Origin of the sequence: Metamycoplasma equirhinis (assembly GCF_006385185.1) — a bacterium.
Taxonomy (GTDB): Bacteria; Bacillota_I; Bacilli_A; order Mycoplasmatales; family Metamycoplasmataceae; genus Metamycoplasma; species Metamycoplasma equirhinis.
Genome location: NZ_VFIX01000001.1, coordinates 119,895 through 140,775 on the forward strand (window position 1 = coordinate 119,895; position 20,881 = coordinate 140,775).

The following is a 20,881-nucleotide window of genomic DNA, read 5'->3' on the forward strand; positions in this document are numbered from 1 at the left end:
TTTATTAAATAAACATTTTTACTTTTGCAATAAATTATTCTAAAATCTAGTTTATAAATTCTTATTTACGCGAATAACAAAAATTAAATACCACAAAAAGTTTCTACTATTTTACCTATTTTGTTTAAAACTACTTCTTTCTTTTTTTCGCGTGCTCCGCCAAAGCGACTTGTAGGCGGAATAATTTGATCTAAATCATCACCAGCATATTTTATGTAACCTTTTTTAATAAATCCATCTATAAATAAAATTGTTTGTTCTTCTTTTAAATTTTCTTCATCAATTAATTTTTCTATTGCAATCTTCTTTTTTTCTTTCGCAAAATTGTAAAAAAGATCAGAGAAATTTGCTTTTAGACTCAAATTTGATAGCTCGTTTTGATTCATAAATTCTAAAATCAGATCTTCTTTAGATTTTGTCGCTGTACTAGATCTAAGTATGCGCATAATTTCTTCTTTAAAACTGCTCAATTCATTTCCTGTATTTAATTTTTCTTCAATTAACTTTAAAATATAATCCAAATTAATTTCTGTGGTCTTTAAGTGTTCTATTTGCCATTCTAAATCCGAAAAATTTATATCATTTTTTTCCATGATTTTAGATTCTTTTTCTTTTTGAAAATTTTCGTAAATTTCTATGTAAATGCTTTTCATGTCTTGCATTTGTCTATCAGAAAATTTTTGCTCATAGTTATCAAATTGATCAAAATTTTTAAGAATATTTTCAATTTTTAACAGTTCACCAAATAAGCTAGCGAATTCTTTTTTTTCTGCCTCTGATTTTAATTTAATTGGTTCGGGAAATTTATTTTCAATTTCTTTTTGAATTTCTTCATAACCTTTAAATATTTTTCCTTCAGAATTAGTAAATCCCTTAATATAATCAATAAATGCTCGCTCTAAAATGACATTTGCGCTATTTTCATCGCCAAAAATTTTAATTGCATCTTGCGTAGCTTTTTCAAGATCTCTAAAGCAAACGATATTTCCAAAGGCTTTAGTTTTATTAAATATTCTATTGGTTCGTGAAAACGCTTGAATTAATCCGTGATATCTTAAGTTTTTATCAACAAACAAAGTGTTTAGCTTTGGCGCATCAAAGCCAGTTAACAACATCCCAACAACAATAACTAAATCAATTTCATTGTTTTTAACACTCTGTGATAAATCACGATAGTAATTTTGAAAACCCTTGTCTTCTATTGAAAAATTTTTTGGAGTCTTGAAATAATTATTGTAATCGTTAATTGCATCAATTAAAAATTCCTTTGATGTTTTATCAATTAAATTAGTTGCGGATTCGAGGCCTTCTTCAACTATTTCGCCATGTGATGCTATATACTCATTTTGTTGATAGCTAAAAATTGTTGCGACTTTCAATCTTTTTTCTACCGGTAAATCTTCTTGTTGTCTTTTAAATTCCTTGTAATATAATTTGGCCGCTTCTATGCTTTCTACAGCAAACATAGCATTAAACCCATTGTTTCTTTTTTGTTCAATACTTAAAAAAGAATTTCGATGTGTCTTTTTATCGAAAATATCAATAATATATTTAACAATTTGCGAGATTCGCATCGGATTGGTTAATTCTCTTTTTTCAAGCATTTTTAACTTTGTTTCATCGTTTTCTTGCTCTGCAGCCTTAAATTGTGGTCTAGTATCGTTATAATCGATCATAAACTTTAATACTTTTCCATCCCTAATAGCATCAGTAATCACATAACTATGCAATTGCTTACCAAAAATATCAGCTGTAGTATTTCCTTCTATCAAAGCATTTTCAGCAAAAATAGGTGTACCTGTAAAGCCAAATTGAAAACATCTTTTAAACATTTTTCTTATTCGTTCTTGAATTTCACCAAATTGAGAACGATGACATTCATCAAATATAAAAATGCATTGTTTTTTAGATATTTCATGATTAGAATTTTGTTTTATAAATTCATTTAATTTTTGAATTGTTGTAACAATAATTTTATTGTCGTTTTTTTCAATCACCTTTTTTAATTCTTTAGTGTCTTTAGATCCGTTAACACTATCTGGCTGAAATTTTTGATATTCCTTCATTGTTTGGTAGTCTAAATCTTTTCTATCAACAATAAAAAATACTTTATCTATTTCATTTAGTTCTGTTGCTAATTTAGCAGTTTTAAAAGAAGTTAAAGTTTTGCCAGAACCGGTAGTATGTCAAATATATCCACCTTTTTGAATTTTACCAGTGCGTCTATATTCATTTATATTTGCTTTTATTCTTCACAATATTCTTTCTGTAGCAGCAATTTGATAAGGACGCATTACTAATAGTGTATTATTAACATCAAATATACAATATTTTGTAAGTATTTCAAGAATAACTTTTTTTTCCAAAAAAGTTAAAGTAAAATCTTCTAAATCAGTAATGGGTTTATTTTTAGCATCAGCTCATTCACAGGCGAATTCATAATTATTTTTATCTTGTGCGACAGTATTTGCAAAATATTTGGTATACGTTCCATTTGAAATTACAAATATTTGTACAAATTTATATAATGAATTTTCATTATTAAAGCTTTCATTACTGTATCTATGAATTTGGTTGAAGGCTTCTTGTAAGTTTACTCCGCGTCTTTTTAGCTCAATATGTACTAATGGAAGTCCATTCACTAAAATTGTTACATCATATCTATTTTTAAATTTACCGTCAACGGCAACTTGACTAACAACTTGTAGATAATTATTTGAAATATCTTTTTTATCAATGATTTTTATGTTTTTTATATATCCTTCATCGGAAACAAAATCATAAATAAAATTGTCTTGAATTTTTCTTGTTTTTTCAATTACTCCATCGCTAGGGCTATTCAAATACTCTGCCAAAAATCTTTCTCATTCCGAATTTGTAAATGAAAAATTATTTAATTTTTCAATTTGTTTTCGCAAATTAAAAAATAGTTCTTTACTTGAATTTAAAGAAATTTGTTCATAGCCTTGCGAAACTAATTTTTTTATTAGTTGAGTTTCAAGATCTTTTTCGCTTTGGTAAGAAGACTCGTTTTTTCTAGAACTTTGGAAACTTGCTCTAATAATACCATTAGTCATTTCCGCGATAGTCGAATTTTCATCTTTTATATCATTAGACATTTTTATTTTCCTCCAATGTTGATTTTCATTTATATTCTTTATCAAATTTTTCAAATAATTGCTTTAACATGTTTTGATACTCTTTGGATAATTCATTATTTTCTGAATCAGATATTCTATTATGACTAAATATATTTACATATTTGGCATATATTTCTTTGTTTTCGCCGCTAAACAAATCTTGTCAATTGCTATAACCCAGAAATAAAGCGGTTTTTTCTAATAAATTTCTAAATAACATAAAATGATATCTTTTCACTTCATCTTCTTTTATTGCATTTTTGATTAATTCGCGTATAAAAAGATGATAACTAAATGGTGTGTCATTATTTAATTTTGATAATGTAAATTCATCTAAAGAATTTTTTCTTAAAAAAGAAAATTGACTATTTTTACCATTATTTTTATTGTATCGATTAAATTCATTAAATAATAAGTTAAAAAATAATGCGTGATGAGTTGTTATTATAAATTTTAATTCTGATTTACTATTCTTTATTATTTGAGCTAAATGAAGCGCCATTTTTATTAAGTTATTATCATCTAGTGAACTAACGGGATCATCTATAAATATATACTGAATTTCGTCAAATATATGAGTTGATCTGTCATTTGGATCCAGATTTAATTGATCAATTACATTTTCAATTAAAACATAAAACAATGTTCAAATAAAAACACTTTCTTCGCCCTTAGATATTTTTATATTGATATTTTCATTGTCTCTATTATCACTATTTTTTTTCAGCTCGGGTATGCTAAATGTAATCTCATTTGCATTAATATTAAAGTTTGGTTCAATTTTTGTCGACGAGAATGACGCAAATTTATTTTTTATATCGTTATATTTTCCTAAATCTTTTAACAAACCAATAAAATAAGTATTTGCGACAAATTTAAGTTTTCTATCGGTATCGTTTTCTAAATCGTTATCTCATGAAAATAAATCTTCGGTAAATGCATTGTAATACAATACATGTTTAATAGATTCATCGGTATTATTCTCGTTAACAATATTTTTAAACTCCATTGATAATCTTGTTTTACCTGTGCCATTAAAAGCATATAAAACTGTAATTTTTTTATCATTATTTTTAATTATATTAGCCACTTCATTTAAAGTATGTTTTTCTAACACGTTTCTTCCTTTTATTTACTTACTTTTATTAAATGTCAAAAGTTTATCACGATAATATTCATATTGTTTTTGTCTTAATTCTATTTCTGCAAGTAATCCTTGTTCAGAATCGTTGCATAATTTTTCGAATTTCTCTAATATATTAGCAATGCGAATCTGTTTTTCTATCGATATTATTGGTAGGGAAAATTTTTGCAAAATAGACAAAGTAATGTAAGGAACTGAAGCTTTTTTTATATGACTTGAAATATAATTTTTGAATTTCGCTTTAAATCAAAAATATAAAAAGTTTTTATCAAAATTTTTAAATTTATCCAAAACATATGTACGTTGATAGGCGTTGAATTTTCCACAATACTTTTTTATTATTCCTATATTTCCATTTCCCGATAATATAATTGCGTCTGTATCAAATTCATAGTTGTCTATTAATAAAGTTTCTTCACCACATGTAAAAAATGGATATCGTCCGTTTTTTAGTGAAAAATTAGCGTTTAATTTCCCTGTACGAATTTGGCAGTAATCCATTAAATAACCAAAATTTAGACTATAAACAAATTGTAACAATTTTACTTCATCTTGGCTATGCCCCCCCCAGTCAAGTCATTAGAAAATGTTAGAAGTAAATCACGGTAATATTCATATTGTTTTTGTCTTAAGTCTATTTCCGAAGGAAGTCCTATATTTAAATCCAAACAAATTTTTTCAAAATTATCTAAAACATACACTATTCTTTTTTGGATTTCAATAGAAGGTATTTTTATTTCAAAATTCTCAATTATCTTTTTATCAATTGTTGGAACACCTGCAATTCGTTTTTTTGTAGCAAAATATTTTTCGTTTTTCGATAAAACATAGTAAAGATACTTAGGTATTATTTCGTCATTTTTATCCAATCAAAAGCTACCGTCTGAACATCAAAATTCCTTATCTAAATATTTTACTCCGCCTACTCCTCCTGTATTTACAATTATGATTGTATCTTTTGGAGCATTTCATAAACTATATCTGCCAAGCGGAGTATCCTTACTGCCGTGATAAACTTCATATTCAAATTTTTCCGACAATTGATCCTTCGTTAGTCTTGTTCCTCTATTTATGGAAATTAAATCACCCAATTTACTTTTTCTTATTGCCCCCCCCAGTTTTATATCATTAAAGTTTAATAAGGTATTTCTATAGTATTCATATTGCTTTTGCCTTGCTGTAAGCTCAGCTGTAAGCTCAGCTGTAAGCTCAGCTGTAAGCTCGGTGAATTTATCTAAAATTTTAACTATTTCATTCTGAATTTCTATTGGTGGAACTGGAATTTTGATTTGCGAAAATTTAGAAATCCATAAACGCTTGTGCTCTGTTGTATCTATGCTTATGGTTTGAATATAATGATAACAATATCTTAAATTAACACCATCTTTAGGTTTCAAAATCTTCATTGCCGATGATTTAACTTTGAAATTAAAATCTACCCAATGATTACTTGCCGTAAAATCATCAAATATAATAACCGGATTATTCTCATCAGCTTTGTAAATATTTTCCACTTCATTTGTAAAACCTAAAATGAAGGTCTTCCCAGCGGTTAAAACTGGAGTCTTATATCTACTATCATATTTTGTAGATTTCACAATGTATTTTGATGGTTGCACATAATCCAATAGATTTTCTAGCTTTTTTAACTGAATCTTTTCATTCTTTAACAATTTATTTATTTTACTCATTTTCTAGCTCTCTTACAATTTCGTTTATTGATGCTCTAAGTGTATCTATTCTTGCTACAGTTTCTTCAATTTCTTTGTTTAAAACTTTTATATCAATTTTTTCTTTTGTGTCTTCTTTTTCAACATATGTTGATACGCTCAAGTTATAATCATTTTCAACCGCTTTGTTTTTATCGATATTAGCAGAAAAATAATCAATTTGTTTTCTTTCTGCAAACTCAGCAACAATATTTTTTATGTTTAATTCAGATAATCTATTGTTATTTTTATCTTTTTCAAATTCCTTACTTGCGTCTATAAATAAAATTTTGTTATCTTTTTTGTTACGTGCTAAAACTAAAATACATGTAGCAATTGATGTTCCGTAAAATAAATTTTCGGGCAGCTGAATAACACAATCTACAAAGTTATTATCAACTAAGTATTGTCTTATTTTTTGCTCCGCGCCTGAACGATAAAAAATTCCAGGAAAGCATACTATTGCAGCTCTACCCTTTGCTGAAAGATGATTTAATGAATGCATTATAAAGGCATAATCTGCATATGATTTCGGTGCTAGTTTTCCCGCTGGAGCATAACGTTCATCATTTATTAAAGTAGGATCATCATCTCCTATTCATTTTATTGAATACGGGGGATTTGAAACAATTGCATCAAATGGCTTTTCGTCTTTATGTAATGGATTTAATAAAGTGTCACCTAGTTTTATACTAAATTTATTGTAATTAACATTATGTAAAAACATATTCATACGAGCAAGGTTATAAGTTGTGATGTTTATTTCTTGCCCAAAGAAACCTTCTTCTAATATATGTTTATCAAAATGTTTTTTCATTTGCAATAATAGTGAACCTGAACCACAAGCAGGATCGTATACTTTGTTAATTTTATCTTGTCCGTTCATAACAATTCTAGCTAAAAGTTTCGATACTGTTTGTGGTGTAAAAAATTCACCGCCGGATTTTCCAGCATTAGAAGCATACTGCGAGATTAAATATTCATATGCATCGCCAAATATATCAATATCAGAATTTTCAATACCAAAATTAATGCTTTTTATTCCAGTTAGAACTTTTAACAAACGATCGTTTTTTCCGTTGACGGTATCACCTAATTTATCACTTGTAACATCAACATCTTTAAACAAGCCTTTAATATCATCTTCAGATTCATGGCCCAAAGCGCTTTGCTCAATTGATTTAAATATATTGTCGATATCTTTATTTAGATTCGCATTATTTTTTATGGCTTTTCTAACTACATTTTCAAATAATTGGCTTGGCAAAATAAAAAACCCTTTTTCCTCGACTGTATTGGGTTTAAAATATTTTGTAGCTTCTTCGTCACTTATTTGAGCATAGTCAAAATCTTTGTTTCCTGCTGCATGTTCTGAATCATTAAAATATTTCGTAATGTTTTCGGATATAAATCTATAAAATAAAATTCCTAAAACATATTGCTTGAAATCTCAACCATCAACAGCGCCCCTCAAATCGTTGGCAATCTGTCAAATAGCTTTATAAAGATCGGCTTTTTGTGTAGATTCATTATTTTTATTTGACATTTTTACCCCTAAAAATTAAAAATTTTTTTTATTAATAATTAATATTTTACCCTTATAACTATAAAATTTAGTATTTAAACAACATTGTCAAGAAAAATTATTGTTTAAACTAAAAATTAGGCGCTGTCTATTCTAAGTGGTTGGTTTTTGAAACAATCTAATGGATTTGAAGGCGGAGTTATTCTATTATTATCAACATAGCATTCTTTACACATTTTAATTAACCTCTTTATAAATTTACACCGCTCTAATCTCGTCATTTATTAATTCAACAAATACTATTACATTTATTTTAATCACCACAAATTTGTGAAAATATATCAAAATATTTTTAAAAACAAATAGTTTACCTATTTTTAATTATCAAAAAGAAAATATTTGTAAGACTATATAGACTGTTTGGGTTTTTCTTTCTGTATTAACACTATACATTCTACATGAAATGTTTGTGGAAACATATCAATAGGTTGAACAAAACTTATTTGATATCCTTTTTCGTTAAATAAAATTAAATCTCTAACCAAAGTTCGCGGATTACAACTTATATAAATAACTTGTTTTATTTTCGCTTGTGCCACGTTGTCTATAACTTTTTTATCTATTCCTGATCGAGGCGGGTCAAACACAATCACATCGTTTGTGTTTGTATTATTTTTTATTAAATATTCTGTTACATCATCATTTACAAAAGTTATATTAATTTTCTTGTTTGTTATAGCGTTATCAATCCCACATTTTGTTGCAAATTTATTTATTTCAACACAAGTTACTTTTTTTGATTTAGCTGAAAGAAATAAACCAATGGTTCCCACACCAGAAAAAGCATCAATAACATTGTTGCAATCATTTGAAATTAAATTGCAAACACATTCATACATATATTTGGTTTGCAATTCATTAACTTGATAAAACGAATCATTTGCAACTTTAAATTTTAAATCGTTTATTTTGTATGTGATAAACTCATTGCCAATTAATGTTCTAAAAAAATTATCATGTTTATTTCTAATATTTAAAATTAACGAGTTTATTCCTGTTGCATTTTTAATTAATTTTTTTTGATTTGTATTTAAATATAAAACTTTTTCGCAAATCATAATTATTTGTTTTTCGTTTGTAAAATTAGAGTGTTTTATTGTTATTTCATTAAACTTTGCGTTCGTTAATATAGTAAATAAATCGTTGTTATTATTTACTATTTCTTTAAATTTTAAAAATATTTCATTAATTTCTTTATGAGCTAAGAATAGAGCTTCTTGTTCAATTAATAAATGTGAATATTTTTTAAAAAAACCAAATTTAAATTTATTGTTTTCGTTTAATACATGTAATGAGATTTTATTTCGATAATAATATTCGTTTGGCGAAGGAATTATTTTGTTTATTTTTAATTCGAGTAAATTTCTTTTAAAAAGCTTTTCAATGGTATATTGTTTGAATTTTAATTGATTTTCATATGATAAAACGCAAAGCGGTGCCGCTCCGCTTTGTAATAATTTTGTTGATTTTGGTTCTATTCTTAGTTTTGATTTTTTTATATAGTTAGTGACAGTTGCAAACGCAATTTTCTTGTTTTCTCAAAAAAGTTCAATATCTGCTACTTCATCAATCAATAAATTTTCAACAAAAATTGTAAAGTCTTTCAATTTTACAACGCCAAATCCTTCATAACTCATTTCTGTCACACAAACATTTTTGTAAATTTTTTTATTTTTGCCAAGATCATTCATTTTATTTTCCTAAACAAAATTTACTAAACATATTGTCTAAAAGTGCTTCGTTATCGTGTTGTTTATTCAACATTTCTCTTAAACATCCTCACGCTTTTGTTAAATCTAAAATAACCACTTCAGGACCAAAACCACTTTCTAAACCATTTATAGACTCGTTTAAGGAAATATAACATTCGTTTAAAAGCGCAAGTTTTCGATTGTTATAAATGATTTCGTTATCGTCTAAATCGATGTTTAAATAACGTTTGATTAATTCATTTTTAAGTTCTCAAACATTAGCGTTTTTTGCAGAAATATAAATTTTGTTTTTTTTAAATTTTAAGTCGCTTAATGTATCAATTTTATTTATTACTTCAATATATTGTTTACCTTCTGCTAATTTTTTTATTTCATTATCTTCTTTATCATTGTTAGTATTTGGCTCATGCATATGAATTACAATTTTTGCCTCTTGTATCGCTTGCTTAGATTTTTCTATACCAATTGATTCTATTGAATCGGATGTATTACGAATTCCGGCTGTATCTACTAATTTAAACAAAATTCCGTTTATTTCAAATTCGCCTTCAACAATATCTCTTGTTGTTCCTGCTATATCTGTTACAATCGCTTTGTCTTTTTTTAGCAAACAATTTAGTAAGGAAGATTTCCCTGTATTTGGCTTACCAACAATAGCAACAGAAACACCTTTATATATATCGCATGCATTTTCCGATTTATCAATAATGACTTTAATTTTATTTTTTAGATTTTCAACCAACGGTAACAATTTGTTTTTATCTAATTGTTCAATATCGTTGTATTCTGAATAATCAATATTTATTTCGGTTATTGAAACAATTTTCAATAATTCGGATTCTAGGGATTCAATTAAAAAATTATCGTTTTTATTGAACTGTGAAATTGCTATTTCTGCCTGCTTGTTTGTTTTCGCGTGGATTAAACTATTAATAGCTTCTGCTTTATCTAAATTTAATTTGCCATTTAAAAAAGCCCGTCTTGTAAATTCGCCACGTTCCGCCAATCTTGCTCCATTAGCTAATAGTAAGTTAAGAATTTTGTTAGTTACAACAATGCCGCCGTGAGCATTTATTTCAACTGTGTCCTCACCGGTATAATTTTTGTTACCAATGAATCAATTAACTAAAACCTCATCAACCATTTTGTTTGTTTTGTTATCGATAATATTTCCGAAAGTTATAGTTTTATCCTTACCTATTTTACCTTTAAATATTTTTTTTACTATTGCTATCGAATCAGGACCCGAGATTCTTATTATAGATATAGCTTGATTAATGTTACCTGATGAAATAGCAGTGATTGTGTCGTTAAAATTCATTCTTAAATTATATAATTTATCTTATTTATAAAATAGATAATATTTCTTTTTAGCCCAAAACAAGGCAGTTAAATTTAAATATCGCTTTTGTTTATTTTGTTATTTAGATTAAATATAATAATAAAGCTTGTCTATATGTTAATAACCGTTTTTTACTCATAAAATAAGGCAATTATTTATGTTAATAATTAACTATTAAAATTTGCAAAATGTTAACTAATTTACCATTAATAAATTTACTATCTAGAATTACATATTTTGTTATGTTATAATTTGATTTATGAAAAACACCGAGACAAAGAAGAGTAGCACACAAATTAAGCGAAAAGTAAAAAAAGTTAATCAAGGCCTAGATTTTGTTATTGCAGATGACATTCAATTAGTTGCAAATGATTTTATAGAGCAAACAACCGAACTTGAAATTTGAAAACCCGAAGATTTAGCGGGTTTCGAAGAAATAAAAATAAAAAAACCTATTAAAAAGGAAAAGAAATAAATATGAAAATAGGCTTTGTTGCCGAATTCAATCCATTTCATAACGGACATATATATTTAATTAGCGAAATTAGAAGACGTTTCCCAAACTGCGAGATAGTTGTTGCTTTATCATCTGATTATGTGCAAAGAGGCGAAATAGCGTGCGCATCTTTTTCGGAACGCAAAGAAATTGCGTTACAATATGGTGTAAACGAAGTAATTGAATTAGATTTTTTCACTTCAACACAAGCAGCTCATGTTTTTGCAGAAGGTTCAATAAAAAAATTAATATCAAAAGATGTTGATGTTATTTGTTTTGGTGCAAGCGACACGGACAATATAAATAAATATATTTTTGCTGCACAAACTTTAAAAGATAATTTAGAAAAATATAATATCCTAGTTAAAAAAAATCTTAAAGAAGGAAAATCTTATGTTGCTAGCACGTACAGTGCTATGCACCAAATTTTGGGCGACGAAGAGCTGATACCTCAAGACATTTTAGGTTTTGAGTATACCAAATACATAATTAATAATAATATTAATGTCAAACTTGAATGCGTATTGCGTACAGCTGAGCACTCTTCATTAGAAGGTAAACAAAAATATGCATCAGCTACACTATTACGTAAAATGTTGAAAGATGGCAAAAATATTTCGCAATATTCACCTATGCAAATATCTCAACCGATTCCTAAAATAGAAGACAAATTTTTAGAAATGAAAGAGGTTATAATGAAAAGTTCTGCTAGTGAACTTGCACAAATAATGTTGGTTTCAGAAGGCATGGAGAATTTATTTAAGAAAAATATAAGTCTAGCAAAAAACTATAGTGAATTTATTGATTTGTGTTCCTCTAAAAGATATACAAAAAGTAGAATTAAAAGGGTTTTACTATACGTTTTGTTGGGTATAAAAAAAGAAGCATAAAGCTTCTTGATTTATCATATTTTTACACGTTTTTCAGGAGCTAAATACATTGGGTCTTTGTTTGTAATTTTAAAGGTTTTATAGAAATCATCAGAGTTTTTTATTTGTATATTGGCGCGTAATTTTGCAGGTGCGTGCACGTCGATATCTAAAAGTAATCTCGCTATTTCATCTCTTCTTTTTATTCTTCAAATAGTTGCGAAGTTAATATAGAACTTTTTAGGGTTGTAATCCTTTTCTAATTTAGCGGATTCTAATGCACACGATAATCCACCAGCGTCAGCAATATTTTCAGAAACGGATAACTTGCCATTACATCTTCCAACCGAAGTTTCTTCGCCATCAAATAATTCAATCATTTTTTTAGCTTTGAGTTCAAATTGTTTTTTATCTTCGTCGGTTCACCAATTCTCCATATTACCGTTTTCATCAAAATTGGCCCCGTTATTATCAAAGGCGTGTGATATTTCGTGCGCAATTACCGCGCCGATTCCGCCATAATTAACGCTTGAACTTTGTTTTTCGTTATAAAATGGCGCTTGCAAAATTGCGGCAGGAAAAACAATTTTGTTTTGACTTGGGCTATAGTATGCATTAACCACAGCAGGGCTCATACCTCAAAAGTTTTTATCAATTTTTTTCATATACTTACTAAAAGAATAAATTGATGCTTGTAAATTAAATTCTAGAGAATTTTGTAGTAGATCATCAAAGCCATTGTATTTTTTTACAATCAATTTGTTATAAAAACTTTCGTATTTTTCAGGATATCCCACATGAACACTAATTTTGTTTAGTTTCAAAATCGCCTTTTCTCGTGTTTTAGAACTTAATCATGTGTTATTTTCTAATCTATGCTTATATATATTAACCATACTTTGGACCATTTTTTCGACGGTTTCTTTGTTTTTGGGGCCAAAATACATTTCGCCATAATATTTACCAAATGGCATCGAAAAAGTTCCATCAGCAACGGCTCTAATAGCAGTTTTTTGTTTAGATAAAGGTTTTTTTTGCCCTACAATAGCACGACTAAATTCACCAGCTATAACAAGCGAATTATAGTCAAGGAATTTCGCTAAGAACAACATAGTTTCAATATATAAATAGGCTTTATATAATTCAAAATTTTCATTAGTAATTAATTTATTATAATTTTCCACTAAATTATCGTCAACAGCGATAATTGTCTCAACATTTTGATTTACAAGATTATTAACAATTTTATCTACATCCAATAATTTAATAGTTTCCTTTACATATTGTATTGCTTTTGGATGATATAAATTAGTATATATTGCGCTTTCCTCAGCTGACAAAATATATTGTGCTGCTAATTCATCTCATTTTAATGCTTTTGCGATTAATTCTTTATTTTGCTTCTTGTTTTTATTGAATTTAACCAGTAATTTTTCAACCATTGCACTTCATAATGCCTGTAAATTTTTTTTCTTATCTTCGTTAGCGTAATAATTTTTTTCAGGCAAAATAGTACTTGGATCTGATAAGTAAAGATTTTCAATATCGCTATTTTTAAAATCCGTCCCTACTCAAAAAGGAATTGGAGTTTTTAATCCTCAGTGCGTTAGTTTAGAATAATTTTTTTCAACATCTTTTCAATCTTTTAAGTTGTTAATAAAATTTAAAATTTCTATTGCTGGTTTTACACCATTAATTTTTCTTTCGTTTCAATTATTAAATAAAGAAAAATATTTAATCATTTCTAAAAGATGTTTGTTATCTTTTATATCATTACTATCTTCTTGTCATTTTTTTAATAATTTGTTTTTTATTGTTTCTAATTTTTCATCAATATCCGAAAATGAACCAATCGTGGTTTTATGCTGCGGAATTTTATGTTTTTCAATTCATTGTCCGTTAATTGCTTCATAAAAATCCTGTTTTAAAAGTTCTTTTTTCATATTTCTCCTATTCGGTATACATTATGTTTGTTATTTTTTGATCTAATGTCTTTTTGTAAAGCTTGTAATTAAAATTTTCTAAAATAATTTTTATTTTATTTTCTTTAGCTTTGATAAGTATTATGTTAATCAAAAGTGAATAACTAGGATTATTAATATTATTAACTAAGGTCTCATCAATTCATATATATTTTAGTCAATCACCAATAATATTAATGACATTGTCATTGATTTGATCAATTTTAAGGCCTAATGCAAATTTCTTAGTTTTTTGCTTTAGTTTGTTATAAGTTTCAAATAGTTTGTTTGTGCTCTTATAACTTGTGTATTCAATAAATTGTACATATGATGGGAAAGCTTTTTGGGCAGCAATAACATTTTCGGGTTTAATGGTATTGAAAATAAAGTCTTTACACAATATGAATTTATCGGTTAAATCTACAGCCTCTAAATTTTCATAAATGGACGTATAAAAATTTCTATGAATATCAAGCGATTCTAAAATGCGATCATTTTCAACATCTAGATTTTTAAATAGTTTTGGTAAAATAATTTCTTTTTTAATTTTAGGTTTTGAGCGCATTTTATGAATTAATAAATCTTTAACTTCTAAATTTTGTTTTTTTCTAATTATTTTTTCAATATTTGAAAACGCATTTATATACTTTTTGTAATTTTCAGAATCAAAGAGGTTGCTAAATATGTTATTAATTAAAATATTGTCATCTGTTTTATATTGTAACTTTATATAATCAAAAAATTTCTCAAAATTATCTTCGCCAATTTTTTGTATCAACATTTCATTTAATCTAATAATTTTAGAATAAGATTTGATGTATATTCTAGCTCAATCAATAATTTGTTTTGTTGAAGACTTAATTTTATCGTGGGTAAATTTATCCTTTGGGAAAACAAAAAATAATTTATCTCACTTTAAAAATAAGTGAATTTCATAAATATTTTTTTTCGCGCATCTTTCTTTAAAAATATTTATGAAATTAGTGATATCGTAAATATTCTTTGTGTTTAAAATAAAAACTATTGTTTCATATTTACTATTTTTATCAAACAAATATTCTAAATTGTAATTTATCGCTTTAAATACTTTGTTTTCTTTAGCATTTGTAATTTTTCAGGTTACATTTCCTAAAACTTGTTTTTTATCATAAAAACCAAAATCAAATGTAATTGTGGTTAATGAGTTTTTTCTTTTCTTATTAGTAATGCTACATTCATATTTTGTTATCTTTTGATCTTGAATTAATTGCATAATTTGCGATCTATCATGTTCTGAAAAAAAATGAAAAAAATCATTTACGCTGACTCATTGTTTGGTGGCCAAAAGCGTTTTTGCAACAAATCAAGGATTAGGGGTGTAAACTTCGTTATCATTATTTATTTTAATTCGATTTTTTTGAAAATCTAAAGTAAAAGAGAAAAACATGGCAGAGTTTTTATGAGCGGTATTTTTGCTTTTAACTCATACATTAATTATTAAAGTTATTGCAATGAAAACCGCCATAACACTTATTAGCAAAAAAGCAGAAATTGTTGCTAGATTAAACATTTGTTTCCTCTCATTTTTTAATCGAGTGATGATTTTTGGCTAATCTTTTAATTTTTCCATCATCAAATTTGACCTCAATAACTGCTTCCACCATATCAATAATTATTCCTCTGCCATATGTGTTGTGAGTAATATAGTCGCCAACAATTAAATTATTATTATTAGCATGAATTTCTTGTGCTATAGAAAAATTGCGAGCAATGCGAATTGATTTTGATTCATTTACTCCTGATTCACCTAGAAATCTGCTACGTTTATTGACACCATTTTTGCCAGCTGAAAATGAAAGAAATAGTTTTAATTTTGCTCTTGTCATTGCAACGTACGCTAAACGTCTTTCTTCTTCTAATCCTTCAAGATTTTCTTCTTGTTCGTGTAAGTTTTTTAAATAAATAAAATCCTTTTGAGGCGAAAGAATTATTGCTCTACGTAAAGGAAAAATATTTTCAGATAAACCAGCAATGAAGACATAATCAAATTCCAACCCTTTAGCATTGTGCGCGGTCATTAATGACACAAAGCTTACAGCGTCGTCTTCAACATCACGATCAGTAATTAGTGTAATCTCTTGCAAGTATTCATCAATTGTTCCATGAATATTTTTAGTTTCTCATTCTTCAATTGCTTCAATTAAACTTGTAAAGTTCTCCATCCTGCTTTCATATTCTTCCTCTGATTTTTTTATTTGTTCAAAATATTTAATTTTGTTAACAATAAATTCCTTTAATGTAACATGAATGGAATTTTGTTGGATTGCTCTTCTTGCTCATCTAATTTGGTTAATTAAATCTGCTAGATTTTTTAGCGTATCAAAAGAAATTCTTAATTCATTATGTATTTCATCAAAATCATCTTGCAAACAATTAAATAAATCCTTATTTTTTGAACGAGCAAATTCTAGCAATTTATCGATTGTAACATCGCCTATTTTTCTAGCAGGTTTATTAATAATTCTTAATAGTGATATTTCGCTTCCATCGTGAATAACTCTCAAATATGCTAGTGCATCTTTAATTTCTTCTCTTTGATAAAATTTAATTGAACCAAATAGTTTATAAATTGTATTTTCTCGAATTAAAGCTTCTTCAATTGCCCGCGAATAACTATTAACACGGTAAAGAATTGCAATATTTTTTAATTGCACACGATTTTTCTTTAATGTGGAAATTTTGTTAGCTATTCATCTAGCTTCTGCTTCGTCGCTAAAGCCGCAGTAAAAATCAATATCTTCGCCTTCATCGTTTTCAGTATAAAGTTTCTTTTCCAATCTTAATTTATTGTGTGAAATTAGTTCATTAGCTGCTCGTAAAATACGTTTTGTTGAACGATAATTTTGCTCTAATTTTACTGTTAAGGTATTTGGATAATCTTTGTCAAAATTCATGATAATGCTAATATCGGCATTTCTTCATGAATAAATCGTTTGATCGGGATCGCCAACGATGGTAACAAGACTATTTTTAGCAATAGCTTGCAAAATCTTATATTGTAAAATACTTGTATCTTGAAATTCGTCTATTAAAACATAGTCAAATCTTTTTTCTCATTTTTTAGCAATGTTTATGTATTTTGGATCATAAAACAATCTATATACAAATACTAAAAGATCATCAAAGTCTAAAGATCGTGAACGTTGTAAATGTGCTTGATAATTTTCAAAAATTTTACGCTTTGTCTCATCAATTTGTTCTTCGGCCGAACCGGGCGTGAAAATATCTTTAATTTCGGTTTTGTTAATTTCAAACAGTTGATTTTTTTGATTTTGAATATAAGAAATTATTGATGAATATGTATATTCATTATAGGAAATGTTTAGTTCTGAATAAACAATTTTTAAAACTTCTCTTTGGTCTAATTCATCTAATATTTGAAAGTCATTTGAATATCCAAAATTGTGAATTTCACTTCTCAAAATTTTCGCACACATAGCATGAAAAGTAGAAATTATTGGTTGAGCATCCAAGTTGTTTTTTGCAAGTAAACGAAAAACACGTTGTTTCATTTCGTTAGCTGCTTTATTTGAAAAAGTTAGAGCTAAGATTCGGCTAGGATTAGCTTTTAAGGACGCAATTAAATACGCAATTTTATGCGTTAAAACTTTTGTTTTTCCTGAGCCGGCACCAGCTATAATTCTAAGTGGGCCATCATTATACATAACAGCAGTTTTTTGTTGTTCGTTTAGCATTGATAAATCAACCATACAATCACCTTCTAAAAAAATGAGTATAATTTTAACAAAAATTTTTTTGTAGTTAAAAATATCTTTAATAATTATAACATTTTGCACCATAATTCCATGTGTATCACTGCCAAAAATAAAAAAATAGCATAAGCTATTTAATTTTCAAATTTAATTGTTGGCAAAACTCTTTTTTTGGGCAAAATTTTGCGAGTATTAACTTCGTTTTCTCCTAATAATTCATACTTATTTATTCAAACGGTAAAAGTATCAGATAAATTATCATTTAAACCAATTCGTGTAGACTTCGCGTTAGTAATAATTAAAAATGTTTGTGTAAAAATCGCTATGCTTGCAAGTGTAGAAGGAATCGAAAGACAAAATTTTTCAACTAGGGAAAAAGATTTATTTTGCCTAATGATAGCAGCCTTTAAAAATAAATCAGGTGAAACCATAATCATAAACAAAAGAAAAACAATCATTCAGACTAAAGCAAAAATCCTTTGTCGATTAAAAATAGCCTTACTAAGTTTTGTTTTGTTATCCTGTGGCATAATTTTTATTTTACAAAAAAACATGCCAATGGTTTGCCCACTAAAAACAATAGGGATTATTATTCAAATATAACAAATAAACAATATGCTAAGTGGTAATCAAACATAATAGGTTCATTTGTTAAAAAAATTAGCATTTTTAAAATCAAAAACTAAAAAAGTACTAGTTATTAAGAAAGAAAAAAATATTAATAAATCAATCGTAGTGGCTAACAAACGAGTTCAAAAGTTTGCTTTTTTGTTTATTTTTGTCATATAACTTTTTTAAAAATCGAATTTCATTTTCTTGAATCTAGTGCGAATTCTCTAATTTGTTTACTATCATATAATTTAAAATATGGGTTATTTGCAGCAAATTTGTCAAAATCTAAATCAATTGTTTTTAATTCTGATTCTAAAAGATTCTTTAATCCTTTAAGCGATTTGCTTTTGGTTTTGCAACCTCCTAAATAGCCCGCAAAATAGTAATAAAAATTTAAAAATTTTGCAAATTCTAACGCTTGCTGTATTGCGACTAAATCTCCTGGTATATAACCTTTAATAATTTGTCAGCTTTTGTTTAGCGATTTCGGATTCAAAATTAAAACTTCATGATTATAATCAGTTACTCAAGTAGTATCTAAAAATACATACGTTTTTGAAAGCAAGAGTGATCTAATTGAATAAAATGGTGAATATTGTAAATTACCGCCTTTGTATTTATTTCCTTCAATAACTTCCTTAATAATTTTCGTTTTTGCTAAAAAAGTAAAAGAAAAAGGAGCAGTAAGAGCCAGCGGTAAGGCATTATTTTCAATATTAATTAGCTTGCCAGATTCAAAAAATGAACCGTATAATTTGTGTTCAATAATGCCCGACATTGTACTTAATAGTTCAATGTAATCGGGGTGTATCTCATTATCTAAAAAACAATTAATATTTTTTATGAAACCGCTTTTTAAAGTTACATAGGAAAATAAAATGTAAGTATACTCTGTTTGAACATATTCAATCGTTTGTTTTAACACCTGACTTAAATTTAAGTGGCTAGAGTTAATAATTATTTCTAATCTTTTGTCAAATTTAGATTTCAATTTCGATAGTGATTCCAAATCAGATTCGGTAGGCTTATCAATTACGATTACAGTATTAAAGTTTTGGTCTTTTTGCTTAAGCAAATTGTATATTATGTCATCAATTGAAATTGTTGGTTTATAAATTGGAACAACGATTGTTAAATTATTATTTTTTTTCATATTTCCTACATCTTTATTTGGCCAGAAACTCTTGGATAAGGAATTACATCTCTTATATTGCTCATACCGGTGACATACATAACCAATCTTTCAAAACCTATTCCAAAACCACTAGTTGGGGCATATCCAAATCTACGTAAGTCTAAGTATCATTGCAAAGGTTCTTGTTGTATATTTAATTCTTTTAGTCTTTGAATCAATTTATCATAGTTTGCTTCACGTTGACTACCACCAATTAGTTCACCTATTCCGGGAACTAGTAAATCAAAAGCTGCTACAGTTTTGTTGTCAGGATTTTGATGCATATAAAATGCTTTAATTTCTTTTGGATAATTAATAACTGCAACAGGTCCGTTAACGATTTTGTCTGACAAAAATTTTTCATGTTCTGATGCTAAATCCATACCAAAGAAAATATCTTGAATTTCAAAATTTTCTTTGTGTTTTTTTAATTCATTAATTACATCTGAATAATCCATAACAAAAATATCCTTGTTTATAAAATCGCCTAATCTTTTTAAAAGCGAATTATTTGTGTCGAGCGAATTTAAGAATTCCATTTCCGATTTGTAATTTTTGAGCGTATTCTTGATAGCTGTTTTTAATAAATTATCAGCAAAAGGAATAATTTTCTTAAGATCCCAAAAAGCTACCTCGGGCTCAATCATTCAAAACTCTGCTAAATGTCTTGATGTATGCGAATTTTCAGCTCTAAACGTAGGTGCAAACGTATATATTTTCTTAAAACCAGCAGCGTAAGATTCGCCATGAAGTTGACCTGTAACTCCTAAAAAAGCCTTTTGTTTAAAAAAGTAATCTTTAGTTTCGTCATCTACCAAAAGCGTTTCACCTGCGCCTTCACCATCATTTGAAGTAATTATTGGAGCAGCAACATTTAAAAAACCATGATTTTGAAAGTATTTATGAATTTCAAAAAGTAGTGAATTTCTGATTAACATAACAGCTTTAAATAATTTTGTACGGTGTCTTAAATGCGGAATTTCTCTTAAAAATTCTAATGTCGTTTCTTTTTTTTGTATTGGAAAATCTTCCGCCACAGTCCCTAGCACCGTTAACGAAGATACAAGCAATTCAAATGGCTGTTTCCCGCCTAATGTTAAATTCAATTCTCCGGCAACCTTAATAGATGAACCTAAAGCAATTTTATCAGTTGCAAAAGCTTCGTTTAACTCATTTTTGATAACTAATTGTAAATTATCAATAGTGCTTCCATCATTTATTGTTATAAAAGTAATTTTATTATTGCCGCGATTAGAAACAACTCATCCTTCAAACTCATATTTGCCTTTATCTTTTAGCGTTTCTAATTCACTAAATAACGACTTTATTTCCATAAATAACACCTCTTTAATATTCTTTTTTGTTTATTATTAATTTTACAATAA

The 20,881-nt window shown here is 27.2% G+C and carries 15 protein-coding genes; 2 read left to right on the forward strand and 13 right to left on the reverse strand.

Annotated features, from left to right (window positions below):
- Positions 1-83 precede the first annotated feature (83 nt).
- From FJM08_RS07200 to mnmE, 7 genes are all read right to left on the reverse strand, one after another.
- Positions 84-3,119, reverse strand: a complete 3,036-nt coding sequence (locus FJM08_RS07200; protein WP_140031264.1) for a type I restriction endonuclease subunit R — start codon at positions 3,117-3,119, stop codon at positions 84-86.
- On the reverse strand, positions 3,112-4,257 hold the full coding sequence (locus FJM08_RS07205; protein WP_140031265.1) for an AAA family ATPase: 1,146 nt from the start codon (positions 4,255-4,257) through the stop codon (positions 3,112-3,114). Before FJM08_RS07205 ends, FJM08_RS07200 begins: the two co-directional genes overlap by 8 nt.
- A 15-nt stretch (positions 4,258-4,272) precedes the next feature.
- Positions 4,273-4,785, reverse strand: coding sequence for a restriction endonuclease subunit S (locus FJM08_RS07210; protein ID WP_140031266.1), 513 nt, complete (start codon positions 4,783-4,785; stop codon positions 4,273-4,275).
- Between the two features lie 41 nt (positions 4,786-4,826).
- Positions 4,827-5,975 carry a restriction endonuclease subunit S gene (locus FJM08_RS07215; protein ID WP_140031267.1) on the reverse strand — a complete coding sequence of 383 codons (1,149 nt, stop codon included), beginning with the start codon at positions 5,973-5,975 and terminating at the stop codon, positions 4,827-4,829.
- Positions 5,968-7,539: a type I restriction-modification system subunit M gene (locus FJM08_RS00535; protein ID WP_140031268.1), complete on the reverse strand. Its 1,572-nt coding sequence runs from the start codon at positions 7,537-7,539 to the stop codon at positions 5,968-5,970. Before FJM08_RS00535 ends, FJM08_RS07215 begins: the two co-directional genes overlap by 8 nt.
- A gap of 386 nt (positions 7,540-7,925) precedes the next feature.
- Positions 7,926-9,269 carry a 23S rRNA (uracil(1939)-C(5))-methyltransferase RlmD gene (rlmD, locus tag FJM08_RS00540; RefSeq protein WP_140031269.1) on the reverse strand — a complete coding sequence of 448 codons (1,344 nt, stop codon included), beginning with the start codon at positions 9,267-9,269 and terminating at the stop codon, positions 7,926-7,928.
- 1 nt (position 9,270) lies between these two features.
- Entirely contained in the window at positions 9,271-10,611 is a 1,341-nt protein-coding gene (mnmE, locus tag FJM08_RS00545) for a tRNA uridine-5-carboxymethylaminomethyl(34) synthesis GTPase MnmE (protein ID WP_306769754.1), read from the reverse strand.
- Between the two features lie 280 nt (positions 10,612-10,891).
- On the opposite strand from mnmE, the gene FJM08_RS00550 reads away from it, so the two are divergent.
- Both FJM08_RS00550 and FJM08_RS00555 read left to right on the forward strand, forming a co-directional pair.
- A complete protein-coding gene (locus FJM08_RS00550) occupies positions 10,892-11,107 on the forward strand; it encodes a hypothetical protein (protein ID WP_140031271.1) in 216 nt (71 codons plus the stop codon).
- A gap of 2 nt (positions 11,108-11,109) precedes the next feature.
- Positions 11,110-12,018 carry a nucleotidyltransferase gene (locus FJM08_RS00555; protein ID WP_140031272.1) on the forward strand — a complete coding sequence of 303 codons (909 nt, stop codon included), beginning with the start codon at positions 11,110-11,112 and terminating at the stop codon, positions 12,016-12,018.
- A gap of 11 nt (positions 12,019-12,029) precedes the next feature.
- Here FJM08_RS00555 and FJM08_RS07220 read toward each other — a convergent pair whose 3' ends face one another.
- The 6 genes from FJM08_RS07220 to asnS all read right to left on the reverse strand — a co-directional run bounded on the left by FJM08_RS07220 (position 12,030) and on the right by asnS (position 20,830).
- Positions 12,030-13,940 carry a M13 family metallopeptidase gene (locus FJM08_RS07220; protein WP_140031273.1) on the reverse strand — a complete coding sequence of 637 codons (1,911 nt, stop codon included), beginning with the start codon at positions 13,938-13,940 and terminating at the stop codon, positions 12,030-12,032.
- Between the two features lie 7 nt (positions 13,941-13,947).
- Positions 13,948-15,507 (reverse strand): MHO_4530 family protein, encoded by a 1,560-nt coding sequence (locus FJM08_RS07225; protein WP_140031274.1) that lies wholly within the window; start codon positions 15,505-15,507, stop codon positions 13,948-13,950.
- Entirely contained in the window at positions 15,500-17,707 is a 2,208-nt protein-coding gene (locus FJM08_RS07230; RefSeq protein WP_140031286.1) for an ATP-dependent helicase, read from the reverse strand. The genes FJM08_RS07225 and FJM08_RS07230 overlap by 8 nt, the downstream gene beginning before the upstream one ends.
- A gap of 137 nt (positions 17,708-17,844) precedes the next feature.
- A complete protein-coding gene (locus tag FJM08_RS07235) occupies positions 17,845-18,495 on the reverse strand; it encodes an RDD family protein (protein ID WP_140031275.1) in 651 nt (216 codons plus the stop codon).
- Positions 18,483-19,475 carry a glycosyltransferase gene (locus FJM08_RS07240; protein ID WP_140031276.1) on the reverse strand — a complete coding sequence of 331 codons (993 nt, stop codon included), beginning with the start codon at positions 19,473-19,475 and terminating at the stop codon, positions 18,483-18,485. Before FJM08_RS07240 ends, FJM08_RS07235 begins: the two co-directional genes overlap by 13 nt.
- 5 nt (positions 19,476-19,480) lie before the next feature.
- Positions 19,481-20,830, reverse strand: coding sequence for an asparagine--tRNA ligase (asnS, locus tag FJM08_RS00585; protein ID WP_140031277.1), 1,350 nt, complete (start codon positions 20,828-20,830; stop codon positions 19,481-19,483).
- Positions 20,831-20,881 lie beyond the last annotated feature (51 nt).